Genomic DNA, 24,448 nt, shown 5'->3' with positions numbered 1-24,448 from the left:
GTTAATCCCGTGATGAAAAGATGAGGACATGGCGGCCACGGCACGAGGGTTGTGCGAATTCATCGACGCGTCCCCGTCGCCGTTTCACGTCTGTGCCACAGTGGCGTCCAGGCTGCGCGGCGCGGGCTACACCGAGCTGGCCGAGGCGGACGAGTGGCCCTCGGCGGGTAAGTTCTTCACCGTACGCGCCGGGTCGTTGGTGGCCTGGGACAGCGGGACCGATACCGCCGGTCGACCGTTTCGGGTCATCGGCGGTCATACCGACAGCCCTAATCTGCGAGTCAAGCAACACCCCGACCATGCGGTCGTGGGCTGGCAGGTAGTGGCGCTGGAGCCTTACGGGGGTGTCTGGCTGAACTCCTGGCTGGACCGCGACCTGGGTGTCAGCGGGCGGCTGTCCATCCGCGACGGTGGCGGTGTGGCTCATCGGCTGGTGCGGATCGACGCCCCAATCCTGCGCGTGCCGCAGTTGGCGATCCACCTGGCGGAGGACCGCAAGTCGCTCACGCTGGATCCGCAGCGCCACGTCAACGCCGTGTGGGCAGCCGGCGACCCGATCCGCTCGTTCATCGGCTACGTAGCCGAGCAGGTCGGCATCGATCCCGATGACGTGCTCGGCGTTGATCTGATGACCCATGACCTGACCCCGTCGACGCTGTCCGGCCTGGGTGACCAGTTCGTCAGTGCGCCGCGGCTGGACAACCAGGCCTCCTGCTATGCGGGTCTGGAGGCGCTTCTCGACGCCCCAGCCGGCGAATACCTGCCGGTGCTGGCCTTGTTCGACCACGAGGAGGTCGGGTCCACCTCCGATCACGGCGCCGACTCCGAGCTGCTCCCGACCACGCTGGAACGCATCGTGCTGGCCGGTGGCGGCGGACGGGAGGACTTTCTGCGGCGGCTGCCGGGATCGATTGTGGCCTCGGCAGACATGGCGCATGCCACTCATCCCAACTACCCGGAGCGGCACGAGCCCTGGCACCTCATCGCGATCAACGGTGGCCCGGTGCTCAAGGTGCACCCGAATCTGCGTTACGCCACCGACGGGCGCACCGCCGCCGCGTTCGCGCTGGCCTGCCAGCAGGCCGGGGTGCCGCTCCAACGCTACGAACACCGCGCCGACTTGCCCTGTGGCTCGACGATCGGTCCGCTGACGTCGGCGCGGACCGGTATCCCGACGGTCGACGTCGGCGCTTCCCAGCTGGCCATGCACTCGGCACGGGAGTTCATGGGCGCCGACGACGTCGCCGCTTACGCCGCGGCGCTGCGGGCATTTTTGTCGCCCCGCTGACCTTTGGTCAGCGCTGCGTGACGACGACCGGCTCGTAGCGGATCACGTTCTCCACCACCATGCCGTCGCGGGTGCGAACCCGGTCGAGCCCGCGGATCTCGAATGGTCCGTCCGGGCCGGTGCCGTGCCCGATGTAGTGCAGGAAGACCAGCTGCTCGCCCTCGGCGGCGCCCGGAACGGTGGCGCTGTCGACGAGTTCAAGCTGCAGGTCCGGAGCGGCGGCCAGCAGGTCAGCGATCTTTTTCGTATACGCCTCAACTCCGCGGACCGGCTCCAGGTCGCCGGGCCAATAGCCGACGATGTCGTCGGCCAGGATGTCCATCCCGCGAGACATCGCGGGCGCCGCCCAAAACGCCGCCCACATCTCGGCGCTGAACTCTATTGCAGGAGAAGCAAATTGGATATCGGTCATGGTTCCTCCACGGATCGGGCGCTTCGACTGAGCGCGTTACCGCAAGCGTGTCTTGGCCGCCTGCTGGTCCGCAATTACCTCGGAGGTCATCGTTTTTTGTCGGAGTGCGGGCCTATGGTCGGCGGTATGACACTCACGACGGAGATGGTGACGTTCGATTGCACCGACCCTGCCAAGCTGGCCGGCTGGTGGGCCGACCATTTCGATGGCAAGACCCAGGAGCTGATCCCCGGCGAATTCATCGCGGTCAGCCGGCCCCAAGGGCCGCGGCTCGGCTTTCAGAAGGTAGCCGATCCCACGCCGGGCAAAAACCGGGTCCACCTGGATTTCGGTGCGACTGATGTCGATGCCGAAGTCTCGCGGCTCACCACCGCCGGCGCCACCGAGGTCGGCCGGCACAGCGTCGGCGACAACTTTCGCTGGGTGGTGCTGGCCGACCCCGAGGGCAACGCGTTCTGCGTAGCGGGCAGCCAGTAGCTCGCCTGCCAGCTCGTGTCGTCGGTGGTCGCGGGGCGGTCAAACTAGACTGTCCCCGTGACGTCCGGGCTCACTCAAGCGGTCGATACCGTCGAGCAGGCCGCAGCCACCCCTGATCAGCCGCAACCGTTCCGCGAACTGGGCCTCAAAGACGACGAATACCAGCGGATCCGCGACATCCTGGGCCGCCGGCCGACCGACGCCGAGCTGGCCATGTACTCGGTGATGTGGAGCGAGCACTGCTCCTACAAGTCGTCCAAGGTCCACCTGCGGTATTTCGGTGAGACCACCACCGACGAGATGCGGGCCGGGATGCTGGCCGGTATCGGGGAGAACGCTGGTGTGGTCGACATCGGCGACGGCTGGGCGATCACTTTCAAGGTGGAATCGCACAACCACCCGTCCTACGTCGAGCCCTACCAGGGCGCCGCCACCGGGGTCGGCGGCATCGTCCGCGACATCATGGCGATGGGCGCCCGGCCGGTGGCCGTGATGGACCAGCTGCGATTCGGGGCCGCGGACGCCCCGGATACCCGCCGCGTGCTCGACGGCGTGGTGCGCGGTATCGGGGGCTACGGCAACTCACTGGGCCTGCCCAACATCGGCGGTGAAACCGTCTTCGACGCCTGCTACGGCGGCAACCCGTTGGTCAACGCACTGTGTGTGGGCGTGCTTCGGCAGGAAGACCTCCATCTTGCGTTCGCTTCCGGCGCCGGCAACAAGATCATCCTGTTCGGGGCGCGGACCGGGCTTGATGGCATCGGCGGTGTGTCGGTGCTGGCGTCGGAGACGTTCAGCGGCGACGAGTCCGGATCGGGGCGCAAAAAGCTGCCGTCGGTCCAGGTCGGCGACCCGTTCATGGAGAAGGTGCTCATCGAGTGCTGTCTGGAGTTGTATGCCGAAGGCCTGGTGATCGGCATCCAGGACCTCGGTGGCGCTGGAATAGCCTGTGCGACTTCGGAGTTGGCGTCTGCCGGTGACGGCGGCATGGTGATCGAGCTGGACACTGTTCCGCTGCGCACCAAGAATATGACGCCGGCCGAAGTGCTCTGTAGCGAGTCGCAGGAACGGATGTGTGCGGTCGTCGCCCCGGAGAACGTCAACGCTTTCAGGGCGGTGTGCCGCAAGTGGGAAGTCTTGGCCACCACGATCGGCGAGGTCGCCGACGGTGACCGGTTGCGGATCACCTGGCACGGCGAGACGGTCGTCGACGTACCGCCCCGAACGGTGGCCCACGAGGGCCCGGTCTACCACCGTCCGGTCGCTCGCCCGGATACCCAGGATGCGTTGAACGCCGACCGGGCGAGCAGCCTGCCCCGACCGGTTACCGGCGATGAGCTGCGCACGACTTTGCTTGCGCTGCTTGGTAGTCCGCATCTGTGCAGCCGTTCGTTCATCACCGAGCAATACGACCGCTATGTGCGCGGAAACACGGTGCTGGCCGAACATGCGGACGGAGGCGTGCTGCGCGTCGACGAGTCCACCGGCCGCGGAATCGCGCTGTCGACCGACGCGTCGGGCCGCTACACGCTGCTCGACCCCTACACCGGCGCCCAACTCGCGCTGGCCGAGGCATACCGCAACGTCGCCGTCACCGGCGCGACTCCGGTCGCGGTCACCAACTGCCTCAACTTCGGCTCACCCGAAGACCCCGGGGTGATGTGGCAATTCGCCGAGGCGGTACGTGGCTTGGCGGATGGCTGTGCGGCGCTGGGTATTCCGGTCACCGGCGGCAACGTCAGCTTCTACAACCAAACCGGCACGACGGCGATCCTGCCCACCCCGGTGGTGGGCGTCTTGGGCGTGATCGACGATGTCGCCCGGCGCATCCCGACGGCGATGGGCACCGAGCCGGGCGAGACGCTCATGCTGCTCGGCGAGACCCGTGACGAATTCGACGGATCAGTCTGGGCGCAAGTCACCGCCGACCACCTCGGCGGGCTGCCGCCTAGGGTGGACCTGGCTCGCGAACGGCTGTTGGCCGATGTGCTGAGCGCGGCCTCGCGCGATGGACTGGTGTCGGCGGCCCACGACCTGTCCGAAGGCGGACTGGCGCAAGCCGTGGTCGAATCGGCGCTTGCCGGCGAAACAGGTTGTCGTATCGTGCTTCCCGAGGATGCCGACCCTTTCGTCATGCTGTTCTCCGAGTCGGCGGGTCGGGTGCTGGTAGCCGTGCCGCGCACCGAGGAGAGTCGCTTCCGCTCGATGTGTGAGGCGCGGGGCCTGCCGGCCACCCGCATCGGTGTCGTCGACCAGGGTTCGGACGCGGTGGAGGTTCAGGGTCTGTTCACCGTTCCCCTGGCGGAGCTGCGCAGCACGTCCGAGGGAGTGCTGGCCGCACTCCTGAAATGAATACCGAACCGCGCCAACGACATCCGTTGGTGGTGTGGGCGTGGAGCCTGCTACGGCTGAAATTCGTCGGGGTCGCGTTCGGCGCGCTGTTCTTCTGTCTGTCGCTGACGCCGTCGCTGCTGCCGCGCGACTGGGTGTTCCAGGGGCTGATCGGCGGTGTCAACGGCGCGTTCGGCTACGGCCTGGGCGTGCTGATCGGCAAGGCGGCCTACCGTGTGGTGCTGCGGGGTGCCCACTGGTGGCCACCCCCGGCGCGGGTGCTGTTCTGGATGAAGGCGGCTGTCGTCGTGATTGCGCCGACAGCCTGTGTGCTGATGCTCATCCCGGCCGCCTCCTGGCAGCGGCAGGTGTCCGCGCTGATGGGCGTCCAGGGCCCGACCACGCTGGGCTACCTGCGAACGCTGGTCGTCGCCGTCGTTGTCGGCGCGCTGCTGGTGTCGACATCCCGGGTACTCATCGACGCCGTCAAGCTGCTGGCCCGGATGCTGATCAGGCGATGGCACCTGCACGACGAGGTCGCGCTGTTCATCGGCACGGCGATCGTCGTCGCGCTGCTGGCGATGTTGTTCGACGGTGTCCTGGTCCGCGGATTCTTCGCGGGCGCCAGCGCGGTCTTCCAGCCGCGCGATTCCGCCACCCCCGCCGGCATCTCGCAGCCGCTACTTCGCGAAAAGTCGGGCAGCCCAGCGTCGTTGGCGCCGTGGGAGTCGCTCGGATATCAGGGCCGCGACTTCGTCGCAACCGGCCCACACGCAGCCGACCTGGCCCGGCTCAACGGCAGGCCCGCGAAGGAACCGATCCGGGTGTATGCCGGGCTGCATACCGCACCCGACGACCGGGGCCGGTTGGCCGTGCTCCTCGGCGAACTCGAGCGCACCGGCGCGTTCACCCGAAAATTGCTGGTGATCGCGCCAACCACCGGCACCGGCTGGATCGACCCGGTGGCGGCGAGTTCGCTGGAGATGATGTACAACGGCGACACCGCGATCGTCGGTATGCAGTACTCCTTTCTGCCGAGCTGGATCTCGTTTTTGGCCGACCGGCAGAAGTCGATGGATTCCGGCCGAATGCTGATCGAAGCCATTCACGAGCGCTGGCAACAACTGCCGCCCGACCACCGGCCGAAATTGGTGCTGTACGGCGAGAGCCTGGGTTCGATGGCCGGCCAGGCCGCTTTCGGATGGCTGCCCGACATCCGCCAAATGGGCTTCGGTGCGGTGCTCTGGGTTGGGCCACCACAAGCCAGCCCGTTGTGGCATGCGCTGATCGTGCGGCGCGACCCGCACACCACCGAGGTAGAGCCGCGTTACGACAACGGGCGAACGGTGCGGTTCACCGAAGCCATCGATCCGGCTGACGTTCACCACGTTTCAGGGCCGCCATGGCTGGGCACTCGGGTGCTTTTCCTGCAGCACCCATCCGACCCCGTCGTCTGGTGGTCACCCGATCTGCTGTTCGGCCGGCCGGACTTGCTCGTCGAACCCCGCGGCCGAGACCGGAGCGCGGCCATGCGCTGCTATCCGATTGTCACCTTTTGGCAAGTCAGCGCCGACCTGACCAACGCCGAGGGCGTTCCCGGCGGGCACGGCCACAACTACAGCAACGACATTCTGGATGGCTGGGCAGCGGTGACTCCGCCGGACGGCTGGACAGCAGCCGACACCGAGCGCATCCGTGCCGCGCTGAAAGCGTAAAATAGAGTGCAGCACAATAACTTTCGTCGTCTGAAGCCGCTCGGACTGGCCGCCGTGCTGGTCGGCTGGAGCTTTGTCAGTCCGCGGATGCCCGCCCGGGGGCGGGTGCCGCTGCAGGCCGGCCTCGCCGGGTTGCTGGTTCTGCTGACGGGAGCGCCGATGGGCCTGCGCCCGCCGCGGCTGTGGGCCGGTGTGCGGCTGGGGCTGGCCGTAGGATCGGCTGCGGCGGCCGCGGTCGTCGCAACGACATCCGTTCCGGCCGTGCGAGTTTCGATGGCCAAGCGCGAACTGCCCACGTCGGCGTCGACCTGGCTGGCGTTGCAGATACCGCTGGGCACGGTGTGGGCCGAGGAGGCGGCATTCCGCGCCGCGCTGGCCGCCGTCGCCGGCCGTGTTTACGGTGCCTCCGGTGCTCGGCTGCTGCAGGCTATTGCGTTCGGCCTGTCCCATATCGCTGATGCGCGCGCCACCGGTGAGCCCGTGCTGCCCACGGTCCTGGCCACCGGCGGCGCCGGCTGGATATTCGGTTGGCTGGCCGAACATTCCGGCAGCCTCAGTGCGCCGATGCTGGCGCACTTGGCAATCAACGAGTCCGCCGCGGCGGCGGCGCTGACCATCCAGCGGCGGTCGCGAGGGCGGTTCAATGCATAGTGCCCCGACGGCTTGGCGGAGCTCACCACCGGACGCTTTTTCGTTGCGGCACACCTTGGCGAACGAAAGCCAGGTCCGGCATGGCTGACGCCGACGTTGCGAACAGTGGTTGGGATGACGGTGGGACGACTCCTCCCGGCACAACTGCTGGATATATGTGTGAAGGTGGTTTTTTGAAAGGGGGTTGCTCACCGGAAGGCACGAATCTAAGGCCAATCCGCAGTAGGGCCATTGGACTCTGCACTTTATTAGCCAGCCTCTATTAGCCTGGACGCTGAAACATTTGGGTTGCGGGTGGGTAGCGCACGTCGGCTGGCGACTTCTGCGCCGAACGCCGAAGACATCTCCCGCGCAACGTCTTCCAGCCTAAAGTGCCCGTTAGGAGGAGTGCGGTGCCGCAGTGGCAGATTCTGGACCGCTTCCGTCCAGCCGGCACACCGGGTGCCGCGGGCCGCCCCGGCATTCCAGCGGATCGCAGCGCTGACGCCGCGGCTGAACTCACCGAAATGCTGGCGCTCCTGGACGATGCGCAAGAGGAGGCAGGGCGGACGCGGCAGGCTGCCGCCGATCGGGCGCAGGAGATTCGCCGCGCCGCCCACCGGCAGGCGGCCGAACTCATGGCGAAAGCCCGTGACGACTCCGAGACGGTGCGAGCCCGATCGGAGGCGGACGCGCTGCGCGAAGCCGGCGCCGACGAGGACGACATGCGACGCCGGACGGAGGCCGAGATCGCCCGGGTGCACCAGCGGTCCGACGAGCGGTTAGCCGATGACGCCGACACCGTTGCCGCTCAAGCGCGGGAGTGGCTCGATGCCCTCGTCCGCCCCACGACGGTGAAGAGCGATCAGTGAGCGCCCAGTGGGTAGCAGGCAACGTGCGGGCGAAAGCCCTGCTCAACCGGCGGCTGGGTGTGCGGCGCGCCCGGGCCCTCGCGGCGATGAACTCCCTGACCGATGCTCAGCACGCGTTGGCTGGTACCGCGTATGGCCGTGACATCACCGTGGGGCAGCCCGCACCGGACACCGATCATGCGGTGTGCGCCGCACTGCTGTGGCATCTGCGTGTGCTGGCCGGATGGCAACCGGCGGAAGGTGCGCAGGCCATTCGCGCGCTGGCCGCCGGCTTCGAAGCCGGCAACATAGCCGCTCACGCCCGGCGGTTGGCGGGCGCGCCAGCCCGCACGCCCCAGACGCTGGGCGCACTGGCTACCGCGTGGTCGCGGCTAAGCGAGACCTCCTCGCTGGCGCAGCTCCGGGACACCCTGGCCCAGACGACGTGGGGTGACCCGGGATCGGAATCACCATCGGACATCGCACTGGCGGTGCAGATCGGTTGGGCGGCACGGGTCGCCAACGCGGTCCCCGAGGCGCGCAATTGGGCGTACACGCGGTTGGCCTTGACGGTGGCGCGTCGTAGGTTGGTGGAACAGCGTGAGTTGCCCGAGCCGCTGCGGATCCGCACCCGCGTGGTGTTGGGTGCGGCCGCGACGGCGGCCGGCAACCTGGCCTCGTTCGCCGATTCACTTGCCATGCGGTTCCGTTGGTTGCTCGACGGCATCACTGCGGCCGACGGCTTGTGGACGGCGGAGGCTCGCTGGTGGGCGCGGGTGGAAGCCGACGGATTGACCATGCTCGGCGGCAGCGAGTTCACTCGGGCCCGGACGATCGGCGCGGTCGCGGTGTTGGCCGCCGACGCCTGGCGGTGCTGCGCTGCAGTGGCGCTGGCGTCGCGTGGCGGCGGCCCGATGGACGTCTACGATGTCATCGCCTGAACGGGCTGAACGGCCTGAACGGTTGCGTGCCTTCGCGCGGCGTTTTACACCCGCTCGCATGCAGCGCATCGCGGTAGTCACACAGGCGGACACGCTGCGCGATGTGCTGGTGGTGGTGGCCGGATCCGGCAGCGTCGAGCTCGACGAACCCGCCGACAATGGCCGCGCACCGGGTCAGGCGGCGCAGGCGCTACAGCGGATGGGCGCGCACCCGGAATCGGGACACGGCGGCGCGACGGTGATGTTGTCAGCCGCCGCGCCGGACGTCACCGAGTTGGAGCATGCTGGGCGCGCGGACCTGCTGGCGGGTGAGTCGCAGCTGCAGCGGTACGCCGCAGCCGCAGTGCGCCGCCGTGAGGTGGTAGCGGTCGCCGGCTGGTGCCCGGCCGACCAGCTACCCAGGCTGCGCGCGCGCCTGGACAACGGCGGCGCGGCGGCAGTGCCGCTACCCACCCCGCGGGGGATCGATCCGCCAACGCTGCTCGACACCAGGCCGGCGCTTTCCGGCAGCTTCTCGGCGCTGGTACGCACCTACGGCACCGTGCCATACCACGACATCGACCCCACCGTGTGGGCCGGGCTGGCCTACACGGTGATGTTCGGGATGATGTTCGGTGACGTCGGCCACGGACTGCTGCTGGTGGCAGCTGCGGTCATGATCAGGCTGGGCTGGATCCGCCGGTTCCCGTCGCTGCGGCCGATGTGGAGTTTCGTCGGTGGCGCCGGGATCGCGGCAAGCGTCTTCGGGGTCCTGTACGGGGAATGCTTCGGCCCGACCGGGCTGGTGCCGGTGGTATGGCTGGCTCCGCTGGATGATCCGATGCGGCTGCTGTTGGTTGCGTTAGCGGTCGGGGCCGTGTTGCTGGGAGCCGCCTACACCGTGGGAGCAATCAACCGCTGGCGTGAGGGCGGGTTCCAGCTGGCCGTCTACGCGCCGTCCGGGATTGCCGGGGCGACCGTGTTCGCTGGCGCCGGTGTGGTGCTGGGGGGCTACATGATCGGCTCCCGGGTGCTGGTGGCGGCTGGGCTACTGCTGTGCGCGGTCGGTGTGCTGCTGGCGCTGATCGGTCTGTATGCGGAGTCCGGTGGCGGCGCGGGCGGAGTGCTGCAGGCCGCGATCGGTGGTCTGGATTTGATGGTGCGTCTCGGGTCCAACCTGGTCTCGTTCACCCGGCTGGCAGCGTTCGGGATGACTCACGCCGCGCTTGGCTGGGTGGTGTGGCGCGGGACGACGGCACTGTGGGCGCACAGTTGGATCGGCGCGGCGGGGGCGGTGGTGCTGTTCGTTGTGGGCAACGCGGTGGCGTTCGCACTGGAGGCGTTGGTGGCAGGCGTGCAGGCGCTGCGGCTGGAATTCTATGAATTGTTTTCGCGGGTATTCATCGGTGAGGGTCGGCCGTTCCGGCCCTGGACGGTCCCGGTGGTCGAAATGGAGGCGGCATGTTGACCTGGGTTATCGCTTCACCGGCGCTGATCACCGGATTCGCGGTCAGCTTGATGCTCTTGCGTCGCCGGGGCCGGCTGGCGGTGCGGCTGTTCTGGGCGGTCAATGCGGTGGTGGCGGTGGCGGCGCTGGTGGTGCTGGTGCAGGCGTTGACTGCTGGGCCGGCGGTAGCGGAAACGGCCGCGGCGGCTGGGCCGGGTAGCGCGAGCAGCAACTGGGCGGCGTTGCTGGGCGCGGCGATCGCGGTCGCGGGGTCGTCGATCGGCGCGGCGATCGCTGTGGCGTATACCGGTGCGGCGGCGCTGGCGGCGCTGAGCGAGCGGCCAGAGTTGTTCGGCCGGGCGATGGTGATCGTCGGGTTGGCCGAGGGCATCGCCATCTACGGGCTGGTCGTGGCGGTCATCTTGATCCAGCGGGCGTGACGTGGGAGCCGTCGTCCTGATCGGGGAACCGGCGTTAGTGGCCGGTTATGCGATGGCGGGCGCGACAACAATGTCTGCCCAGGGCCCGGACGAGGTGCGCCGGGCATGGGAAGGTCTGCCGTCCGGCACAACGCTGGTCATCCTGACCGCGGCGGCCGCTGACGCGTTGGGCGACCGGCTGAGCGAGGGTGACCCGCTGACCGCGGTGATGCCCGCATGAGCGCGCTGAATACCGAGAAGGCGGTGGCCGCGCTGCAGCCGGTGCGACGGCACCTGCTGGAGTGCGCTCGGGCTGACGCCGAACGCGAAATCGCCGAAGCGGAGCAGGAAGCCGAGCGCGTTCTCGCTGCGGCCCGCAACCAAGCCGCACAGCTGGCCGAAGCGGCCCGCGCCGCAGGGCGGGCCGCCGCGGAAACGGTGAGCGCCCAGCGACGGGCGGCGCTGCAACGGGAGCTGCGCGGTGCGGTGCTCGCGGCCCAACGCGACATTTACCAGCGGTGGTGTCGGCGCGGCACCGAGGCCGTGCTGCGGCTGCGTGAGGACCCCGCCTACCCGCATTGGGCTGCCGCCCTGCGGGCCACCGCGCAGGCGACACTGGGCGCCGGCGCGCAGCTGCGCGAACACCCCACCGGTGGAGTGGTGGCCGAGGCCGGTCAGCGGTGCATGGACCTGAGTTTGGCCGGCATTGCTGCGCGGGTGCTCGACGACACGACTGCGCAGGTGGATGAGCCGTGGTCATAGGGGACATGGCTCGGGTGGTGCGGGTATCGGGGCCGCTGGTGGAAATCGACGTCGCCGCCGCGCTGGCGATGCATGAGTTGGTGACGCTGGGAACCGAGCGAATCCCCGCCGAGGTGGTCGCGATCCGCGGTGAGCAGGTGACGGTGCAGGCCTACGAGTACACCGGCGGCCTGGGGCCCGGCGCCGGCGTCGTCGCGCTGGGTCGCCCATTGTCGGCGTCGCTGGGACCCGGGCTGCTGGGCGGGGTGTTCGACGGGTTGCTGCGGCCCCTGCACACCGCGCCAACTTGGTTGACACCCGGCCATGACAATGAAATCGACCACTCGACATGGCATTTCGAGCCGAGCACGACTATCGGCGCCGAGCTGACGGCCGGTACCGTGCTTGGCGTGGTGCCACGCACCGGATCAGTGCCACACCGTGTGCAGGTTCCCGCCGGGATATCGGGCACGCTGGATTGGATTGCCGCCGCTGGTGATTACGCCGCCGATGAGGCGATCGCCACAGTCGGCGGACAGCCGGTGGCCATCGCGGCGCAGTGGCCGGTGCGGCAGCCACGACCCTATCGCCGTCGACGCGACGACGTGGTCGCGCTGACCACCGGCCAGCGGGTGGTCGACTTGCTGTTCCCGATCGCCCGGGGCAGCACCGCCGCTGTGCCGGGCGGATTTGGTACCGGCAAAACGGTTCTGCTGCAACAGATCGCAAAGTGGTGCGACGCCGACGTCATCGTGTATGTCGGCTGCGGTGAGCGCGGCAACGAGATGGCCGAGATCGTTGCCGACATGCGTGAGTTGAGCGATCCGCGCACCGGCGGGCGGCTGGTGGACCGCACCGTGATCATCGCCAACACCTCAAACATGCCGATGATGGCACGCGAGGCTTGCATCTACACCGGTGTCACGGTCGCGGAGTACTACCGCGACATGGGCTATCACGTCGTGGTGATCGCCGACTCCACCTCGCGGTGGGCAGAAGCATTGCGCGAGTTCGGATCTCGGCTGGGGGAGCTGCCCGCCGAGGAGGGCTATCCGGCCAACCTGTCCTCCGAACTCGCGGCGTTCTACGAACGTGCGGGATACGTCGACACCCTCGGTGGGGATACCGGATCGGTGACGGTGTTGGGAGCGGTGTCGCCACCCGGTGGGGACCTGTCCGAGCCGGTCACCGTGCACACTGAGCGGTTCGTGCGCTGTCGGTGGTCTCTGGACCGGGACCTGGCCTACTCGCGTCATTACCCTGCGGTGTCGTGGTCGGCGTCGTTTTCCCGTGACGCCGAAGCGCTTGGCACCGCCCGCGTTGTTGTCGATGACACTGGCTGGTCTGCCCGTCGCGCTCGGGTGCTGGATCTGCTGACCGAGTCCGATCGCCTGGCCGCGCTCACCGAGCTGGTCGGCGTGACAGCGCTGCCCGACAGCGAGCGGATGGTGCTGGTGGCCGGCCGGCTGCTGCGGGAAACCGTGTTGCAGCAGAATGCCCAGAACCCCAACGACGCGCACTGCGGACCGGAGAAGACCGCGGCGCTCGTCGACGCGGCGTTGGCGGTAATCGACACCTGCCGTGAACTGGTTGCCGGCGGTGTGGCGGCGCAGCTGATCGAGGAGACCGACTTCGGCAAGCTGATCCGCGCCCGCGACGACAGCGGACCCGATGACACGGCGCTGGCAGTCCAGCGCCGCAACGAGATCGTCGAGACGCTGCGTGAGCTGCCGCGATGAGCCACTCGTGGCCGCGATGGGTGGAATACCGCGGCGTGCGTGAGTTGCGCGGTCCACTGGCCGTGGTCGGTGGTGTCGCCGGTGTGGGGTGGGACGAGTACGTCGTCATCACGCTGGCCGACGGCTCGGTGCGGCACGGGCTGGTGCTCGATGTAAACCGCGACGTGGCGCTCGTGCAGGTGATGGAAGGCACGTCGGGAATGGACGCGGCAGGGGCCGCATACCGGTTCAGTGGCGAACCGCTGCGCATCCCGGTGGGAACCGCCTGGCTGGGCCGCGCCTGCAACGGCCGCGGCGAACCGATCGACGGCGGCCCGCCGGTGAGCGGAGCACAACGGGTGCCGGTCAACGGCGACCCGCTCAACCCGATGCAACGCGAGGCTCCCTCGGAGCCGGTGCTGACCGGCGTATCGGTGATCGACGCGCTGACCACCCTGGTCCGGGGTCAGAAACTGCCGGTCTTCTCGTTGCCCGGGTTGCCGCACCTGCGCCTGGCGTGTCAGATCGCCGCGCAGGCCAGTGCCGGCGGCGAGCCGTTCAGCGTGGTGTTCGCCGGCATCGGGCTTCCCCACGCCGACGTGGCCTATGCCCGCAATGTGCTCGAATCACGAGCCGCAGCGGGGGAACTGGTCTTGTTGCTGAACGCCGCCGACGACCCGGTCATCGAGCGGATCCTCACCCCGCGCATTGCGCTGACGATCGCCGAGCATCTGGCGTTCGAGACATCGCGGCACGTGTTGGTGGTCATGACCGACATGACCAGCTACGCCGAAGCGCTGCGGGAAATCTCGGCAGCCCGCGGTGAAATGCCGGCGCGGCGTGCCTATCCGGGCTATCTCTACAGTGACCTGGCGTCGTTGTACGAGCGGTGCGGCAAAATCGTCGGACAGCCCGGCTCGGTGACCGTGCTGCCCGTGTTGACGATGCCCGGCGGCGACATCACCCACCCGGTGCCGGACCTGACCGGCTACATCACTGAAGGGCAGATCATCTTCTCCGCGCAGATGCATCTGCGCAACATCTACCCGCCAGTGGACGCCTTGTCGTCGCTCTCGCGGCTGATGCGCCGCGGCGCTGGGGCTGGCCGAACCCGCGACGATCACCTGCCGGTGGCGGCTCAGCTGCTCGCGTCGTTGGCGCATGCACGGCAGGTAAGCGCGTTGGCCGAGCTGATCGGGCCCGACGCCCTAACCGCCACCGACCGCAGCTATCTGCTGTTCGAGGACGATTTCGCTGCGAAGTTGGTCAGTCAACGTCCCGACGCCGCACGACCTTTCGACGAGACCCTCGACCGGGCATGGGAGGTACTCGCACGGTTGCCGCGCAGTGAATTGTCGATGCTGCCCTCCGATCTGCTTGAGGCATACCGGCCCGACAGTGTGCAGGGGGGGTGATGGCGCCGTTGTCGCGTCCCCCGGGGCGGATGGGCCGACTATGGGTGCTGAACCGGCTCGACCTCGCCGAGCGGGGGGTGACGCTGCTCGAGCAGAAGCTGCACTTGCTGACCGCGCTGCAAGAAGAGCTGCAGCGCAAGGCCGAACAAAGCCGCCACAACTGGCAGCAGGCCCACCGCGAGGCCGATATGTGGGGGCTGCGCGCGATGCTGATAGGCGGCCAAAACGGGATCGACCTGGCCGTCACCACCGCGGCGGCATCGGTCACCGTGCAGTGGGCCGTCACCGCCGGGGTGCGCTACCCCGACGCCGCCGTCTGCGTATTGCCGTCCGAAAGCGATCCGGCCGTTGTCTACCCGACCTCGGCGTCTGTTCAGGCGGCGCGGGCATATCGAGCAGCCGTTGTCGCCGCCGCCGAATGCGCTGCGGCGCAAGCGGCTTTCCGAACCGTCGAGCAAGAGGTTCACACCACCCGGCTGCGGGTGCGCGCCCTGAGCCGACACTGGTTACCTCTGCTACGGCAGGAGTTGGCCCGCATCGAGTTAGAGCTGGAAGAGGAGGATCGGGACGGCGCGATCCGGGTGCGACTCGTCGGCCGTCAGCGCGGCTTAGAGCCCTGACAGGCGCAGCGGCACTGGTGAAGGGTCCGAGAACCGATCAGGGCCATGACGAGGGGCATCGCCAGGCCGGCAATCTTGTACGGTGGCCGGCGGGGCGATCCATGGTTCTGAGACTCTAAGGTATGGCCGCCCGTGGTAGAGCCGATCCGGCAAAGACCCGCGAGGCGGTCCGGGCCGTCGAGGACTGGTTACGCGACGACTCCCGTTCGGTTCCCAGTCGTCCGGACCTGGCGGCGGCGGTTCGGCTCACCGCGCGCACGTTGGCCGCGCAAGCGCCGGGCGCCAGCGTCGAAGTCCGCGTTCCGCCATTCGTCGCGGTGCAATGCATTTCCGGGCCGAGGCACACCCGAGGCACACCGCCCAATGTGGTCGAGACCGATCCTCGGACGTGGCTGCTGCTGGCCACCGGACTGCTGAGGGTGACGGCTGCCAGCGCCGCGGGCGCGCTGCGTCTCTCCGGATCTCGGGCCGGCGAGATCGAAAGTTGGCTGCCGCTGGTGCGCTTGGCCGGCTAGGCCAGCGGCGCAAGCCCGCAACGCACCAGATCGACACTGGCAGCAACGATTTCACCCAGGTCGCCGGTACAGCCGTCGTCACCCCACTTCTGCACCGCTACCACAAGAGCCGCCGCCAGGGTGGCTCCCGCGACCTCGGCGACGAGGTCGAGGTTGGGAACTCCGGCGTAGCGGGACTTGATGAAGTCGGTCAGAACCTCGGCGAACGACGACTGCACCACGCGCAAATATGCGGCGATGCGCTCGGTGGATATCAGTGTCGACCGAGCGATCGCGGCCTGGCGAACCACCTCCACATCGTGCGGGAAGCTCACGACGCTGGCCAACACGGCATCGAACAGCGACTCCGAAGCGGGTCGCTGCGCCAATGCTTCGGCAAGCCATTCCAGGTGGGTGTCGTAATCCTGGAAGAGGACCGCTTCCTTGCTGGGGAAGTGCCGGAAGAACGTGCGCTCGGTGACGCCGGCCTCGGTGGCCAGCTGCGTCACCGTCACATTGGCAAAGCCCTTGCTGGCGAACTGCGCCAGCGCCACCCGACGCAACGCCTCGTGCGTCGATCGCCGGCGTAGCTCATGCAGGTTGATCGGCTCGGTCATCGCGCCAGATGCTATCTCGAATCGCCGAAAGATGTCAGTGCTGACATCTTCCTAATATGTCAGTACTGACATATTCTGCTGTGTGCGCGGGCCCGGCGGTGGCCTTGAGAAGGGATCCCAGCCATGACGGACTATGACGCGATCGTCGTCGGCGCCGGCCACAACGGCCTGACGGCGGCAGCCATCCTGCAGGGTGCGGGCCTGCGCACGCTCTGCCTGGAGGCCAACACCTACAGCGGTGGAATGGCCGCGACGGTCGAGCTCATCGACGGATTCCGCTACGAGATCGCGGGATCGGTGCAGTTCCCCACCGCCCCCCAGATCACCAAAGAGCTTGGCCTGGATGCTCTTCCGACCGTCGACGCCGAAGTCATGTCGGTCAATATCGGCGAGTCCGGTGAGGAACCGATGATCTTCTACCGCGATCCGATGCGGCTGATGACGCATCTCGGCGAGAAGCACGGCGCCGACGCGATCATGGGCATGGCCGAGCTGATCGGCTGGAGCCAGGGGCCGGCAAAAGCGCTGGGCCGATTTGAGGTGCGCACGCCACCGAAGACGCTCGATGAGATGTATGCCTGCGCAGCAACCGAGGCCGAACGTACGGCCATTCATCAAATGCTGTTCGGCTCGGCGATGGACGCCATCGACCGTTACCTGCCGGACAAAGAAAAGCACGCGATCATGCGCGGGATGCTGGCGTTTCTGGCCATCAACTCCACCTATCGCGGGCCGTACACCCCCGGCAGTGCCACCTGCCTGGCCTTTGCGCTGGCGGTGCCCGACGAGAGCACCGCGATGATGACCAAGCTCGAAGGCGGTATCGGCGCGCTCACCGAACACCTGCATGAACTCTTCATCTCCCTTGGCGGCGAGATCCGCTTCCGGACCAAAGCCGAGAAGATCCTCGTCGAAAACGACCGGGTCACCGGCATACGACTCCGTGACGGGTCCACGATCAGCGCACCGGTGGTGGTGTCCAACCTTTCGCCCGATCTCACCCTCACCGACCTCGTCGGCGCGGAGCATTTGCCCTCGGACTTGACCGCGCGGTTTAGCGGTCGCGACCACCGTGCCGCGTTCGTCCAAATGCATTTCGCTCTCGACGGCCTGCCGGAGTTCGCGCCGCCCTACGAGCTGCTCAACGAACCCGGCATGCAGCAGTCCATCGGGATTTTCGGCTCACCCGAGGAGCAGCAAATCCAGTGGGAGATGTGCACCCGCGGCTTGGTGCCCGACAATCCATCGCTGGGCATGCAGATACCGTCCTGCATGGACTCCGGACTGGCCCCGCCGGGCAAGCATGCCGCGAGCGCATATGCCTATGCGTTTCCCGTCGAGGCCAGCCGCGATCAGCACGGGCATCTGAAAAACGAGATGGCGCAACGGGTTATCGACAAGATCACCCGCTATGCGCCCAACTTCCGCGACATCGTCATCCGGCATATCACCTTCGCGCCGTATCACATGCAGACGATGTTCGGCGCCCCGTCCGGCGATTTCTGCCACGGCCTGCTGCACCCGGACTTGATGGGACCGAACCGGCCCGGACCTAAGGGCTTCATCGACCTTCCGCTTCCGGTCCATGGGCTGTATCTGGCAAGCGCCGGGTGTCACGGCGGGCCGGGCATCACCTTCACCCCCGGTTACAACGCCGCGTACGCGGTGCTCGACGATCTGTGAGACTTGTGACATGTGTGACTGATGACACCCTGTGGGAATGAAACGCCAGGAAAAGCGGTTACGAGGTAGCGCAACACGCCCGACCGATTCGGTCACACGACCGGTGTTTCCGTAAACTGCATTGCGTCACCAATCGCCTCCCAGGGAGCCGCCACATCGTGACCGCCCAGCAGCCAGTGCCCGCAGAAAACCTGGAGAACCCGCCTGGCGAAGAATGCGGTGTATTCGGCGTATGGGCCCCCGGCGAACAGGTCGCCAAACTCGCTTATTTCGGGCTGTATGCGTTGCAGCACCGTGGCCAGGAGGCCGCCGGCATCGCAGTCGCGGACGGGTCGCAGGTGTTGGTCTTCAAAGATCTCGGTCTGGTCAGCCAGGTCTTCGAAGAGCAAACCTTGGCGGCCATGGAGGGCCACGTCGCGATCGGGCACTGCCGATACTCCACCACCGGCCAAACCACTTGGGAGAACGCACAACCGGTGTTCCGCAACACAGCGGCCGGCACCGGAGTTGCCTTGGGGCACAACGGCAATCTGGTAAACAGCGCCGAGCTCGTCGCCCGTGCCCGCGAGGCGGGATTGATGAACACCCGGGGGGCTTTCGCGGCGACCACAGACTCCGACATGCTGGGCGCGCTGCTCGCCCACGGCGCCGCCGACTCCACTCTGGAACAGGCTGCGCTGGAACTGCTGCCGACGGTGCGTGGCGCGTTCTGTCTGACGTTCATGGACGAGAACACGTTGTACGCCGCGCGCGACCCGTATGGTGTGCGGCCGCTGTCCCTGGGACGACTGGATCGCGGCTGGGTGGTGGCGTCGGAAACCGCCGCGCTGGACATCGTCGGCGCTTCGTTCGTCCGCGACATCGAGCCGGGCGAACTCCTGGCCATCGACGCCGACGGGGTCCGGTCGACCCGGTTCGCCAACCCCGAACCCAAAGGCTGCATTTTCGAGTACGTCTACCTGGCGCGACCGGACAGCACGATCGCCGGCCGGTCGGTGCACGGCGCACGGCTCGAGATCGGCCGTCGGCTGGCCCGTGAATGCCCGATCGACGCCGACCTGGTGATCGGCGTTCCGGAGTCCGGCACCCCCGCCGCGGTCGGCTATGCGCAGGAGGCCGGCATCCCCTACGGGCAGGGCCTGATGAAGAACGCCTACGTCGGGCGCACCTTCATCCAGCCGTCGCAGACCATCCGCCAACTCGGCATCCGGCTGAAGCTCAATCCGCTCAAAGAGGTCATCCGCGGCAAGCGTCTCATCGTCGTCGACGACTCAATCGTGCGGGGCAATACCCAGCGCGCCCTGGTCAGGATGCTTCGCGAGGCCGGCGCCGTCGAGGTGCATGTGCGCATCGCCTCGCCGCCGGTGAAATGGCCGTGCTTCTACGGCATCGACTTTCCGTCGCCGGCCGAGTTGATCGCGAACGCCGTCGAGGACGAAGACGAGATGCTCGAGGCGGTGCGGCATGCCATCAACGCCGACACGCTTGGATACATCTCGCTGCGGGGTCTGATCGCCGCGACCGAGCAACCCGCCTCGCGGCTCTGCGCGGCCTGCTTCGAAGGGAAATATCCGATCGAGCTGCCGAGCGAGACCGCACTGGGCAAAAACGTCATCGAGCACATGCTTGCCACCACCGCGCGGGGAGCGAAGCAGGCCGCCGCCCAAACCAATATCGCGGCCGGCGAAATATCCCCGGAGGCGGAGCAGGCCTCCGTTCTGCGCCACCCGTAGCCCCGCGGACAGGTAGCCGATACCCGTGTTCGGCGCTGACCGGTAGCCTTTATCGACAATGGCCGACCCTACAAAGAAGTCCGGAAAAGACCCGGCCGCCTCCGGCGTCACCTATGCATCGGCCGGAGTGGATATCGCAGCCGGGGACCGCGCCGTCGAACTGTTCAAGCCGCTGGCGTCGAAAGCCACCAGGCCCGAGGTGCGCAGCAAGCTTGGCGGATTCGCCGGATTGTTCGCGCTGCGTAGCGATTACCGCGAACCGTTGCTGGCCGCGTCCAGCGACGGGGTGGGCACCAAATTGGCGGTCGCGCAGGCGATGGACAAGCACGACACCGTTGGTTTGGACCTGGTCGCAATGGTGGTCGACGACCTGGTTGTCTGCGGCGCCGAGCCGCTGTTCCTGCTGGACTACATCGCCTTGGGCCGGATCGTGCCGGAGCGGCTCAACGCGATCGTCGGCGGTATCGCCGAAGGCTGCATGCGCGCGGGTTGTGCGCTGCTCGGCGGCGAAACCGCCGAGCACCCCGGGCTGATCGAACCGGATCACTACGACATCTCGGCCACCGGCGTCGGCGTGGTTGAAGCCGACGATGTGCTGGGGCCCGACCGGGTCAAGCCGGGGGACGTCCTTGTCGCGATGGGGTCATCGGGTCTGCACTCCAACGGATACTCGCTGGCCCGCAAGGTTCTGCTGGAGATCGACCGGGGCAACCTGGCCGGTTACGTCGAAGAGTTCGGCCGCACGCTGGGCGAAGAGTTACTCGAGCCGACCATCATCTACGCCAAACACTGTCTGGCGCTGGCCGCCGAAACTCAGGTCCGCACGTTCTGCCACGTGACCGGTGGCGGGTTGGCCGGCAACCTGGAACGCGTGATCCCGCATGGGCTGGTAGCCGAGGTCGACCGCGGAACGTGGACGCCGGCGCCGGTGTTCGCGATGATTGCCCAGCGCGGCCGCGTCTCCCGCGCCGAGATGGAAAAAACCTTCAACATGGGCGTCGGCATGATCGCCGTGGTGGCGCCGGAGGACACCGACCGGGCCTTGGCGATTTTGACTGCCCGGCATTTGGATTGCTGGGTGATCGGCGCAATCAACAAGGGCGGCAAGGAAGGCCCACGGTCCAAGCTCGTCGGGCAGCATCCACGGTTCTAGAAATCAGCTTGAGCCGAACAATGCGGCCCGGAAATGGCCGCAGCTGGAGCCGGAAAATCAGATGTCAGCGGCGCCAGTTGTCTTCGCCACTCCAGGGGTCTTCGCCGTCCGCCTGGTCGGCGTCGTCTTCGCCCGTCCCGGACAGCTCACGCTGAAGCCGCTCGAAATCGGTCTGCGGGGAGCTGTATTTGAGTTCACGAGCAACCTTGGTCTGCTTCGCCTTAGCCCGGCCGCGGCCCATGGGGGAACCCCCTCGCGCAATAACGGAGCGGCCCAACAAGTAGGCGGCTCCGATCTTTTGTCTTTATTGTCCTGCCGACAGCTTACCGTGCCCGTTGGCTGTCTGCTGTTGCGCCCCGCGCCCTGTGCGGCACGCCCTGCTGACGGTCATCGCGCCGTTCCCCTGAGCCGCTCGACGGCCACCCGTCCGGCGCCCGGCCCGTCGAGCGGCGGCAGCGAATCGGCGTCGATCGCCGCGGGCACCTCGGCGTCGCCGCCGGTGATCAAGGCGATCTCGGCCGGTATTCCCCGCTTGAGCAGCGCGAGCGCCACCGGGCCGAGATCGACGTGTTCGACGACGGTTCCAAGCCTGCCCACGGCGCGACCGTTGGCCAGCACCGCGTCGCCGGTAGCGGGCCGATCCGCTGACCCGTCCAGGTGCAACAACGCCAGCATGCGGGGCGGTTTGCCCAGGTTGTGCACCCGTGCGACGGTCTCCTGCCCGCGGTAACAGCCCTTGTCGAGGTGGACGGCGCCCAGCCCTGGACCGCCGATCCAACCCACTTCGTGCGGGATCGTGCGTTCGTCGGTGTCGACGCCGAGCCGTGGGCGCACGGCCGCCACCCGGTGGGCCTCGTAGGCCCACACTCCCGCCGGGCGCAGCCCGGCCTGCGTCAGCCGACGCTGTAGGTCGGCATGATCGCGTCGGTCGACCAACACGTCCAGCTCGAACTGGCCCTCCCGCGCCCCGATCATCCGACGCACGAAGCCACTACCGCTCATCGGCACCGCGGTCATCTCGGCGGGCAACACGTCCAGTCCCAGCGCGTCCAGCACCGCCGGTTGAGCCAGCTGCGGCCCCAGCAGCGACAGCACGGCGAGGTCGGCCGGTGCGGGAGTCACATCCGACCAGAAGACCATCTTGCGCAGGTATTCCAGCAGCGGCTCGCCCCGCCACGGTTCGGTGTCGAGGTAGGTGACGCCGCCGAGCTCGGTTTGAACCCAGTGATCTTCGACCCGGCCCTGCCCGTCCAGGCTGAGGTTTTGCGTGCTTGCGCCGTCGGGAAGCTCGCTGACGTGCTGCGTCGAGATGCTGTGCAGCCAGGTCTGCCGGTCGGCGCCGGTCAGTGTGAGCACCCGGCGATGCGAGCGATCGACCAGCACTGCGTCGGTTTCGGCGGCACGCTGCTCGCCCAGCGGATCACCGTAATGCCAGATCGCGCCGGCGTCGGGCCCGGTTTCGGGGACGGGAACAGCGGACACACACCAACTCTACGGGTCCACAGGGCTAGTCTTTTCCTCCATGACTGGCCACCCGGGCGTGATCGTGACGCTCGACGGCGAGGTGCATCCGCCGGGGACGCCACTGCTGTTCGCCGATGACCTCGCTGCGGTGCGTGGCGACGGCGTATTCGAGACGTTGTTGGTCCGCGACGGCGGCGCGTGCCTGGTGGAGGCACATCTGGGCCGGCTGAGCCACTCGGCCAAGCTGCTGGATTTGCCGGAGCCGGACCTGGCGGCCTGGCGGCACGCGATCGATCTGGCAGCGCGACAGTGGACGGTGGACACCGCCGACGAGGGTGCGATGCGCTTGGTCTACAGCCGCGGCCGGGAACGCGGGTCGACGCCCACCGCCTACGTCACGGTCAATCCGATCGCCGACCGGATAACCGCCGCCCGTCGCGACGGGGTGGCCGCGGTGACGTTGCCCCGCGAGTTGCCCGCGACCGGTGTCGAGGCGATGCCGTGGCTGCTGGCCGGTGCCAAGACGCTGTCCTACGCCATCAATATGGCCGCGTTGCGCCATGCCGCCCGGCAGGGCGCCGGTGATGTCATCTTCATCAGCTCGGACGGCTACGTTCTGGAAGGCCCCCGTTCGACGGTGGTGATCGCTGTCGGTAGCGGCGACAACCTGTGCCTGCTGACCCCGCCGCCGTGGTATCCGATCCTGCGCGGCACCACGCAGCAGGCGCTGTTCGGCGTCGCCCGCGCCAAGGGCTACGACTGCGACTACCGCGCGCTCCGTGTGGCTGATCTGTTTGCAGCGCAGGGTATTTGGTTGGTATCGAGCATGACATTGGCGGCGCGGGTCCACACGCTCGACGGCCGGACGGTGCCGCGCGCTGCGATGGCGGCGGAGTTCGCCGGACTTGTCGACGCCGCCATTGTCAGCGATCGCTGAAATCGGTTGTCGGCGCACCGCTGAGCGAGTACGGTCGGCCGTACACAGGGAAGGAGGTGGTCCGCGAAATTGATAGCTTTATGGACTTGTGAGGTGGCTGCCCGCTAGCAGTACCGGGCGAGGAATCACCTGCGCGCGCTGGCGAATTCCCCGCAGCCACCCGGCCCCCGAGCCTCCGGTCTGTCCAACCAGGAACTACGGCTCGGGGGCTGCCCATTTCTAGAGGTCTGGCCCGCGAGCCTAAACACCCTCTGCCGCAACCGCTACGGGGCTAGCCGGCGAACCGCGAGAGCCGCGCCGACAGGTGCGGCACCAAGCCGCCGTCGGCGTCCACCCGTTCTTCGACGTAGGCCAGGTCGCCACCCTCGACGATGCCGTAGAGCCGCTTGGCTCCGCCAACCAGCACACCCGACCGGCTGCGGGCCAGGGCATCGGTGACCAATTCCCACGACGACTGGTTGAGCGGCCGCCCGTAGAACAGCTCGACGTAACCGGCGGAGTGCGCCAGCAGCAACTCGATGGCCTCTGACTCGGTCTGGTCGTCGGGGTCGGTCACGAAGCGCCAGTAACCGGTTTCACGCAAGTCGGGTCCTTGGTAGTCGCCCGCATCGGTGAGCCGCCAGGACCGGGCTTCCCAGTTCAGATAATCGCCGCCGTCGTGCGAGACGACGATCTGCTGGCCGAACCGATAGTCGCCGTCGGCTCCGCGGCCCTCTCCTTCGCCCCGCCAGACGCCGACCAGGGGAAGCAGCGCCAGCAAGGCGTCGTTCAGGTTGGCGCCTTCGCGCAGGTTCGCGGTGTCCGCGGGGATGGGCAGATCGTCGAAGACCGGGATGTTGCGGGTCGCGGTCACCTTGGCGCGTTGGGCGGCGGCGGCGACGGCACGGTCCGCGGAACCGGGCGGAAGGACCGGCTCGTCACCGGCCTCAGCGCTGGAGGTCATGCGCGGTCACGACTCGTCGGTGATCAGCCGATACAGCGTGTACAGCGCGAACCAGGAGATCGCCACGACCGCCGCGACCAGCATGATCTCGAAGAACAAAACCACGGCAACGAGTTTAGTCGTAGGTGATGCTGCGGCTGGCCGGGGAGGCCGGTCAGGCGATCTTGACGTCGACCTCGTGGATGCCCGCGCCCGACGGGCTGACCACCGCGTCGCCATTACCTGCCGCCGAGAGCGCGCGCAGCGTCCAGGACCCGGGTGCGGCGAAGAACCGGAAGTCGCCGGTGGCTGACGCGACGACCTCGGCGGTGAACTCGTTGGAGGAGTCCAGCAGGCGCACGAACGCGCCGCCAACGGCCTGGCCGTCTCGGTCGACGACCCGACCGGTGATCACCGTCTCCTTTTCCAGGTCGACGCTGGCCGGCAACGTCTGTCCTTGC

At 67.7% G+C, this 24,448-nt stretch carries 25 protein-coding genes; 19 read left to right on the top strand and 6 right to left on the bottom strand.

The window, feature by feature from the left end:
- The first annotated feature begins 28 nt into the window (after window positions 1-28).
- Window positions 29-1,288, top strand: coding sequence for a M18 family aminopeptidase (locus VKI00_RS02440; protein ID WP_324435052.1), 1,260 nt, complete (start codon window positions 29-31; stop codon window positions 1,286-1,288).
- Window positions 1,289-1,295: 7 nt separating this feature from the next.
- Here VKI00_RS02440 and VKI00_RS02435 read toward each other — a convergent pair whose 3' ends face one another.
- Entirely contained in the window at window positions 1,296-1,700 is a 405-nt protein-coding gene (locus VKI00_RS02435) for a nuclear transport factor 2 family protein (RefSeq protein WP_324435051.1), read from the bottom strand.
- Between the two features lie 126 nt (window positions 1,701-1,826).
- On the opposite strand from VKI00_RS02435, the gene VKI00_RS02430 reads away from it, so the two are divergent.
- The 14 genes from VKI00_RS02430 to VKI00_RS02365 all read left to right on the top strand — a co-directional run bounded on the left by VKI00_RS02430 (window position 1,827) and on the right by VKI00_RS02365 (window position 15,499).
- Window positions 1,827-2,177 (top strand): VOC family protein, encoded by a 351-nt coding sequence (locus VKI00_RS02430; RefSeq protein WP_324435050.1) that lies wholly within the window; start codon window positions 1,827-1,829, stop codon window positions 2,175-2,177.
- A 57-nt stretch (window positions 2,178-2,234) separates the two neighbouring features.
- Window positions 2,235-4,529 carry a phosphoribosylformylglycinamidine synthase subunit PurL gene (gene purL, locus VKI00_RS02425; protein ID WP_324435048.1) on the top strand — a complete coding sequence of 765 codons (2,295 nt, stop codon included), beginning with the start codon at window positions 2,235-2,237 and terminating at the stop codon, window positions 4,527-4,529.
- Window positions 4,526-6,223, top strand: coding sequence for an alpha/beta hydrolase (locus tag VKI00_RS02420; protein ID WP_324435047.1), 1,698 nt, complete (start codon window positions 4,526-4,528; stop codon window positions 6,221-6,223). Before purL ends, VKI00_RS02420 begins: the two co-directional genes overlap by 4 nt.
- Window positions 6,224-6,310: 87 nt before the next feature.
- Complete coding sequence (locus VKI00_RS02415; RefSeq protein WP_324435124.1) at window positions 6,311-6,874, top strand: CPBP family intramembrane glutamic endopeptidase; 564 nt, start codon at window positions 6,311-6,313, stop codon at window positions 6,872-6,874.
- 392 nt (window positions 6,875-7,266) lie between these two features.
- Window positions 7,267-7,725, top strand: coding sequence for a hypothetical protein (locus VKI00_RS02410; RefSeq protein ID WP_324435045.1), 459 nt, complete (start codon window positions 7,267-7,269; stop codon window positions 7,723-7,725).
- Entirely contained in the window at window positions 7,722-8,645 is a 924-nt protein-coding gene (locus VKI00_RS02405) for a hypothetical protein (protein ID WP_324435043.1), read from the top strand. The genes VKI00_RS02410 and VKI00_RS02405 overlap by 4 nt, the downstream gene beginning before the upstream one ends.
- Before the next feature lie 58 nt (window positions 8,646-8,703).
- Window positions 8,704-10,092 carry a V-type ATPase 116kDa subunit family protein gene (locus VKI00_RS02400; RefSeq protein ID WP_324435041.1) on the top strand — a complete coding sequence of 463 codons (1,389 nt, stop codon included), beginning with the start codon at window positions 8,704-8,706 and terminating at the stop codon, window positions 10,090-10,092.
- Window positions 10,086-10,511, top strand: coding sequence for an ATP synthase subunit C (locus VKI00_RS02395; protein WP_324435039.1), 426 nt, complete (start codon window positions 10,086-10,088; stop codon window positions 10,509-10,511). The genes VKI00_RS02400 and VKI00_RS02395 overlap by 7 nt, the downstream gene beginning before the upstream one ends.
- A 1-nt stretch (window position 10,512) precedes the next feature.
- Window positions 10,513-10,731 carry a hypothetical protein gene (locus tag VKI00_RS02390; RefSeq protein WP_324435037.1) on the top strand — a complete coding sequence of 73 codons (219 nt, stop codon included), beginning with the start codon at window positions 10,513-10,515 and terminating at the stop codon, window positions 10,729-10,731.
- Window positions 10,728-11,252, top strand: a complete 525-nt coding sequence (locus VKI00_RS02385; protein ID WP_324435035.1) for a hypothetical protein — start codon at window positions 10,728-10,730, stop codon at window positions 11,250-11,252. Before VKI00_RS02390 ends, VKI00_RS02385 begins: the two co-directional genes overlap by 4 nt.
- Entirely contained in the window at window positions 11,243-12,970 is a 1,728-nt protein-coding gene (locus VKI00_RS02380) for a V-type ATP synthase subunit A (protein WP_324435033.1), read from the top strand. The genes VKI00_RS02385 and VKI00_RS02380 overlap by 10 nt, the downstream gene beginning before the upstream one ends.
- On the top strand, window positions 12,967-14,364 hold the full coding sequence (locus VKI00_RS02375; RefSeq protein WP_324435032.1) for a V-type ATP synthase subunit B: 1,398 nt from the start codon (window positions 12,967-12,969) through the stop codon (window positions 14,362-14,364). Before VKI00_RS02380 ends, VKI00_RS02375 begins: the two co-directional genes overlap by 4 nt.
- Window positions 14,364-14,984: a V-type ATP synthase subunit D gene (locus VKI00_RS02370; protein WP_324435030.1), complete on the top strand. Its 621-nt coding sequence runs from the start codon at window positions 14,364-14,366 to the stop codon at window positions 14,982-14,984. The genes VKI00_RS02375 and VKI00_RS02370 overlap by 1 nt, the downstream gene beginning before the upstream one ends.
- A 122-nt stretch (window positions 14,985-15,106) precedes the next feature.
- Window positions 15,107-15,499, top strand: coding sequence for a sterol carrier family protein (locus VKI00_RS02365; RefSeq protein ID WP_324435029.1), 393 nt, complete (start codon window positions 15,107-15,109; stop codon window positions 15,497-15,499).
- On the opposite strand, the gene VKI00_RS02360 is transcribed toward VKI00_RS02365, so the two are convergent.
- The gene (locus VKI00_RS02360) at window positions 15,496-16,095 is read right to left on the bottom strand and encodes a TetR/AcrR family transcriptional regulator (protein WP_324435027.1); all 600 of its coding nucleotides are present in this window, start codon (window positions 16,093-16,095) and stop codon (window positions 15,496-15,498) included. The two genes, VKI00_RS02365 and VKI00_RS02360, sit on opposite strands and share 4 nt — an antisense overlap.
- A 123-nt stretch (window positions 16,096-16,218) precedes the next feature.
- Between VKI00_RS02360 and VKI00_RS02355 the strand changes: the two genes are divergently transcribed.
- The 3 genes from VKI00_RS02355 to purM all read left to right on the top strand — a co-directional run bounded on the left by VKI00_RS02355 (window position 16,219) and on the right by purM (window position 20,664).
- On the top strand, window positions 16,219-17,778 hold the full coding sequence (locus VKI00_RS02355; protein ID WP_324435025.1) for an NAD(P)/FAD-dependent oxidoreductase: 1,560 nt from the start codon (window positions 16,219-16,221) through the stop codon (window positions 17,776-17,778).
- Window positions 17,779-17,936: 158 nt separating this feature from the next.
- Window positions 17,937-19,511 (top strand): amidophosphoribosyltransferase, encoded by a 1,575-nt coding sequence (gene purF, locus VKI00_RS02350; protein ID WP_324435024.1) that lies wholly within the window; start codon window positions 17,937-17,939, stop codon window positions 19,509-19,511.
- 58 nt (window positions 19,512-19,569) lie between these two features.
- Window positions 19,570-20,664 carry a phosphoribosylformylglycinamidine cyclo-ligase gene (gene purM, locus VKI00_RS02345; protein WP_324435022.1) on the top strand — a complete coding sequence of 365 codons (1,095 nt, stop codon included), beginning with the start codon at window positions 19,570-19,572 and terminating at the stop codon, window positions 20,662-20,664.
- A gap of 64 nt (window positions 20,665-20,728) precedes the next feature.
- Here purM and VKI00_RS02340 read toward each other — a convergent pair whose 3' ends face one another.
- Entirely contained in the window at window positions 20,729-20,905 is a 177-nt protein-coding gene (locus VKI00_RS02340; RefSeq protein ID WP_324435021.1) for a DUF3073 domain-containing protein, read from the bottom strand.
- A 146-nt stretch (window positions 20,906-21,051) separates the two neighbouring features.
- On the bottom strand, window positions 21,052-22,146 hold the full coding sequence (locus VKI00_RS02335) for a folate-binding protein YgfZ (RefSeq protein ID WP_324435019.1): 1,095 nt from the start codon (window positions 22,144-22,146) through the stop codon (window positions 21,052-21,054).
- 58 nt (window positions 22,147-22,204) lie between these two features.
- Between VKI00_RS02335 and VKI00_RS02330 the strand changes: the two genes are divergently transcribed.
- Window positions 22,205-23,065, top strand: coding sequence for an aminodeoxychorismate lyase (locus tag VKI00_RS02330; RefSeq protein WP_324435123.1), 861 nt, complete (start codon window positions 22,205-22,207; stop codon window positions 23,063-23,065).
- A gap of 271 nt (window positions 23,066-23,336) precedes the next feature.
- On the opposite strand, the gene VKI00_RS02325 is transcribed toward VKI00_RS02330, so the two are convergent.
- Window positions 23,337-24,008, bottom strand: a complete 672-nt coding sequence (locus VKI00_RS02325; protein ID WP_324435017.1) for an FABP family protein — start codon at window positions 24,006-24,008, stop codon at window positions 23,337-23,339.
- Between the two features lie 154 nt (window positions 24,009-24,162).
- The coding region (locus VKI00_RS02320) for a DUF1416 domain-containing protein (protein ID WP_324435015.1) at window positions 24,163-24,448 on the bottom strand (286 nt) is incomplete at its 5' end.

Source organism: Mycobacterium sp., from assembly GCF_035314665.1.
Classification (GTDB): domain Bacteria; phylum Actinomycetota; class Actinomycetes; order Mycobacteriales; family Mycobacteriaceae; genus Mycobacterium.
The sequence above is the reverse complement of the archived record's forward strand: the minus strand, read 5'-3'. Positions and strand labels throughout refer to the sequence as shown.

Excerpts from the sequence above, each read along its gene's own strand:
- VKI00_RS02440 (WP_324435052.1), top strand. The coding sequence starts at position 29 with ATGGCGGCCACGGCACGAGGGTTGTGCGAATTCATCGACGCGTCCCCG.
- VKI00_RS02435 (WP_324435051.1), bottom strand. The coding sequence starts at position 1,700 with ATGACCGATATCCAATTTGCTTCTCCTGCAATAGAGTTCAGCGCCGAG.
- VKI00_RS02430 (WP_324435050.1), top strand. The coding sequence starts at position 1,827 with ATGACACTCACGACGGAGATGGTGACGTTCGATTGCACCGACCCTGCC.
- VKI00_RS02420 (WP_324435047.1), top strand. The coding sequence starts at position 4,526 with ATGAATACCGAACCGCGCCAACGACATCCGTTGGTGGTGTGGGCGTGG.
- VKI00_RS02415 (WP_324435124.1), top strand. The coding sequence starts at position 6,311 with ATGCCCGCCCGGGGGCGGGTGCCGCTGCAGGCCGGCCTCGCCGGGTTG.
- VKI00_RS02400 (WP_324435041.1), top strand. The coding sequence starts at position 8,704 with ATGCAGCGCATCGCGGTAGTCACACAGGCGGACACGCTGCGCGATGTG.
- VKI00_RS02395 (WP_324435039.1), top strand. The coding sequence starts at position 10,086 with ATGTTGACCTGGGTTATCGCTTCACCGGCGCTGATCACCGGATTCGCG.
- VKI00_RS02385 (WP_324435035.1), top strand. The coding sequence starts at position 10,728 with ATGAGCGCGCTGAATACCGAGAAGGCGGTGGCCGCGCTGCAGCCGGTG.
- VKI00_RS02375 (WP_324435032.1), top strand. The coding sequence starts at position 12,967 with ATGAGCCACTCGTGGCCGCGATGGGTGGAATACCGCGGCGTGCGTGAG.
- VKI00_RS02370 (WP_324435030.1), top strand. The coding sequence starts at position 14,364 with ATGGCGCCGTTGTCGCGTCCCCCGGGGCGGATGGGCCGACTATGGGTG.
- VKI00_RS02365 (WP_324435029.1), top strand. The coding sequence starts at position 15,107 with ATGGCCGCCCGTGGTAGAGCCGATCCGGCAAAGACCCGCGAGGCGGTC.
- VKI00_RS02360 (WP_324435027.1), bottom strand. The coding sequence starts at position 16,095 with ATGACCGAGCCGATCAACCTGCATGAGCTACGCCGGCGATCGACGCAC.
- VKI00_RS02355 (WP_324435025.1), top strand. The coding sequence starts at position 16,219 with ATGACGGACTATGACGCGATCGTCGTCGGCGCCGGCCACAACGGCCTG.
- purM (WP_324435022.1), top strand. The coding sequence starts at position 19,570 with ATGGCCGACCCTACAAAGAAGTCCGGAAAAGACCCGGCCGCCTCCGGC.
- VKI00_RS02340 (WP_324435021.1), bottom strand. The coding sequence starts at position 20,905 with ATGGGCCGCGGCCGGGCTAAGGCGAAGCAGACCAAGGTTGCTCGTGAA.
- VKI00_RS02325 (WP_324435017.1), bottom strand. The coding sequence starts at position 24,008 with ATGACCTCCAGCGCTGAGGCCGGTGACGAGCCGGTCCTTCCGCCCGGT.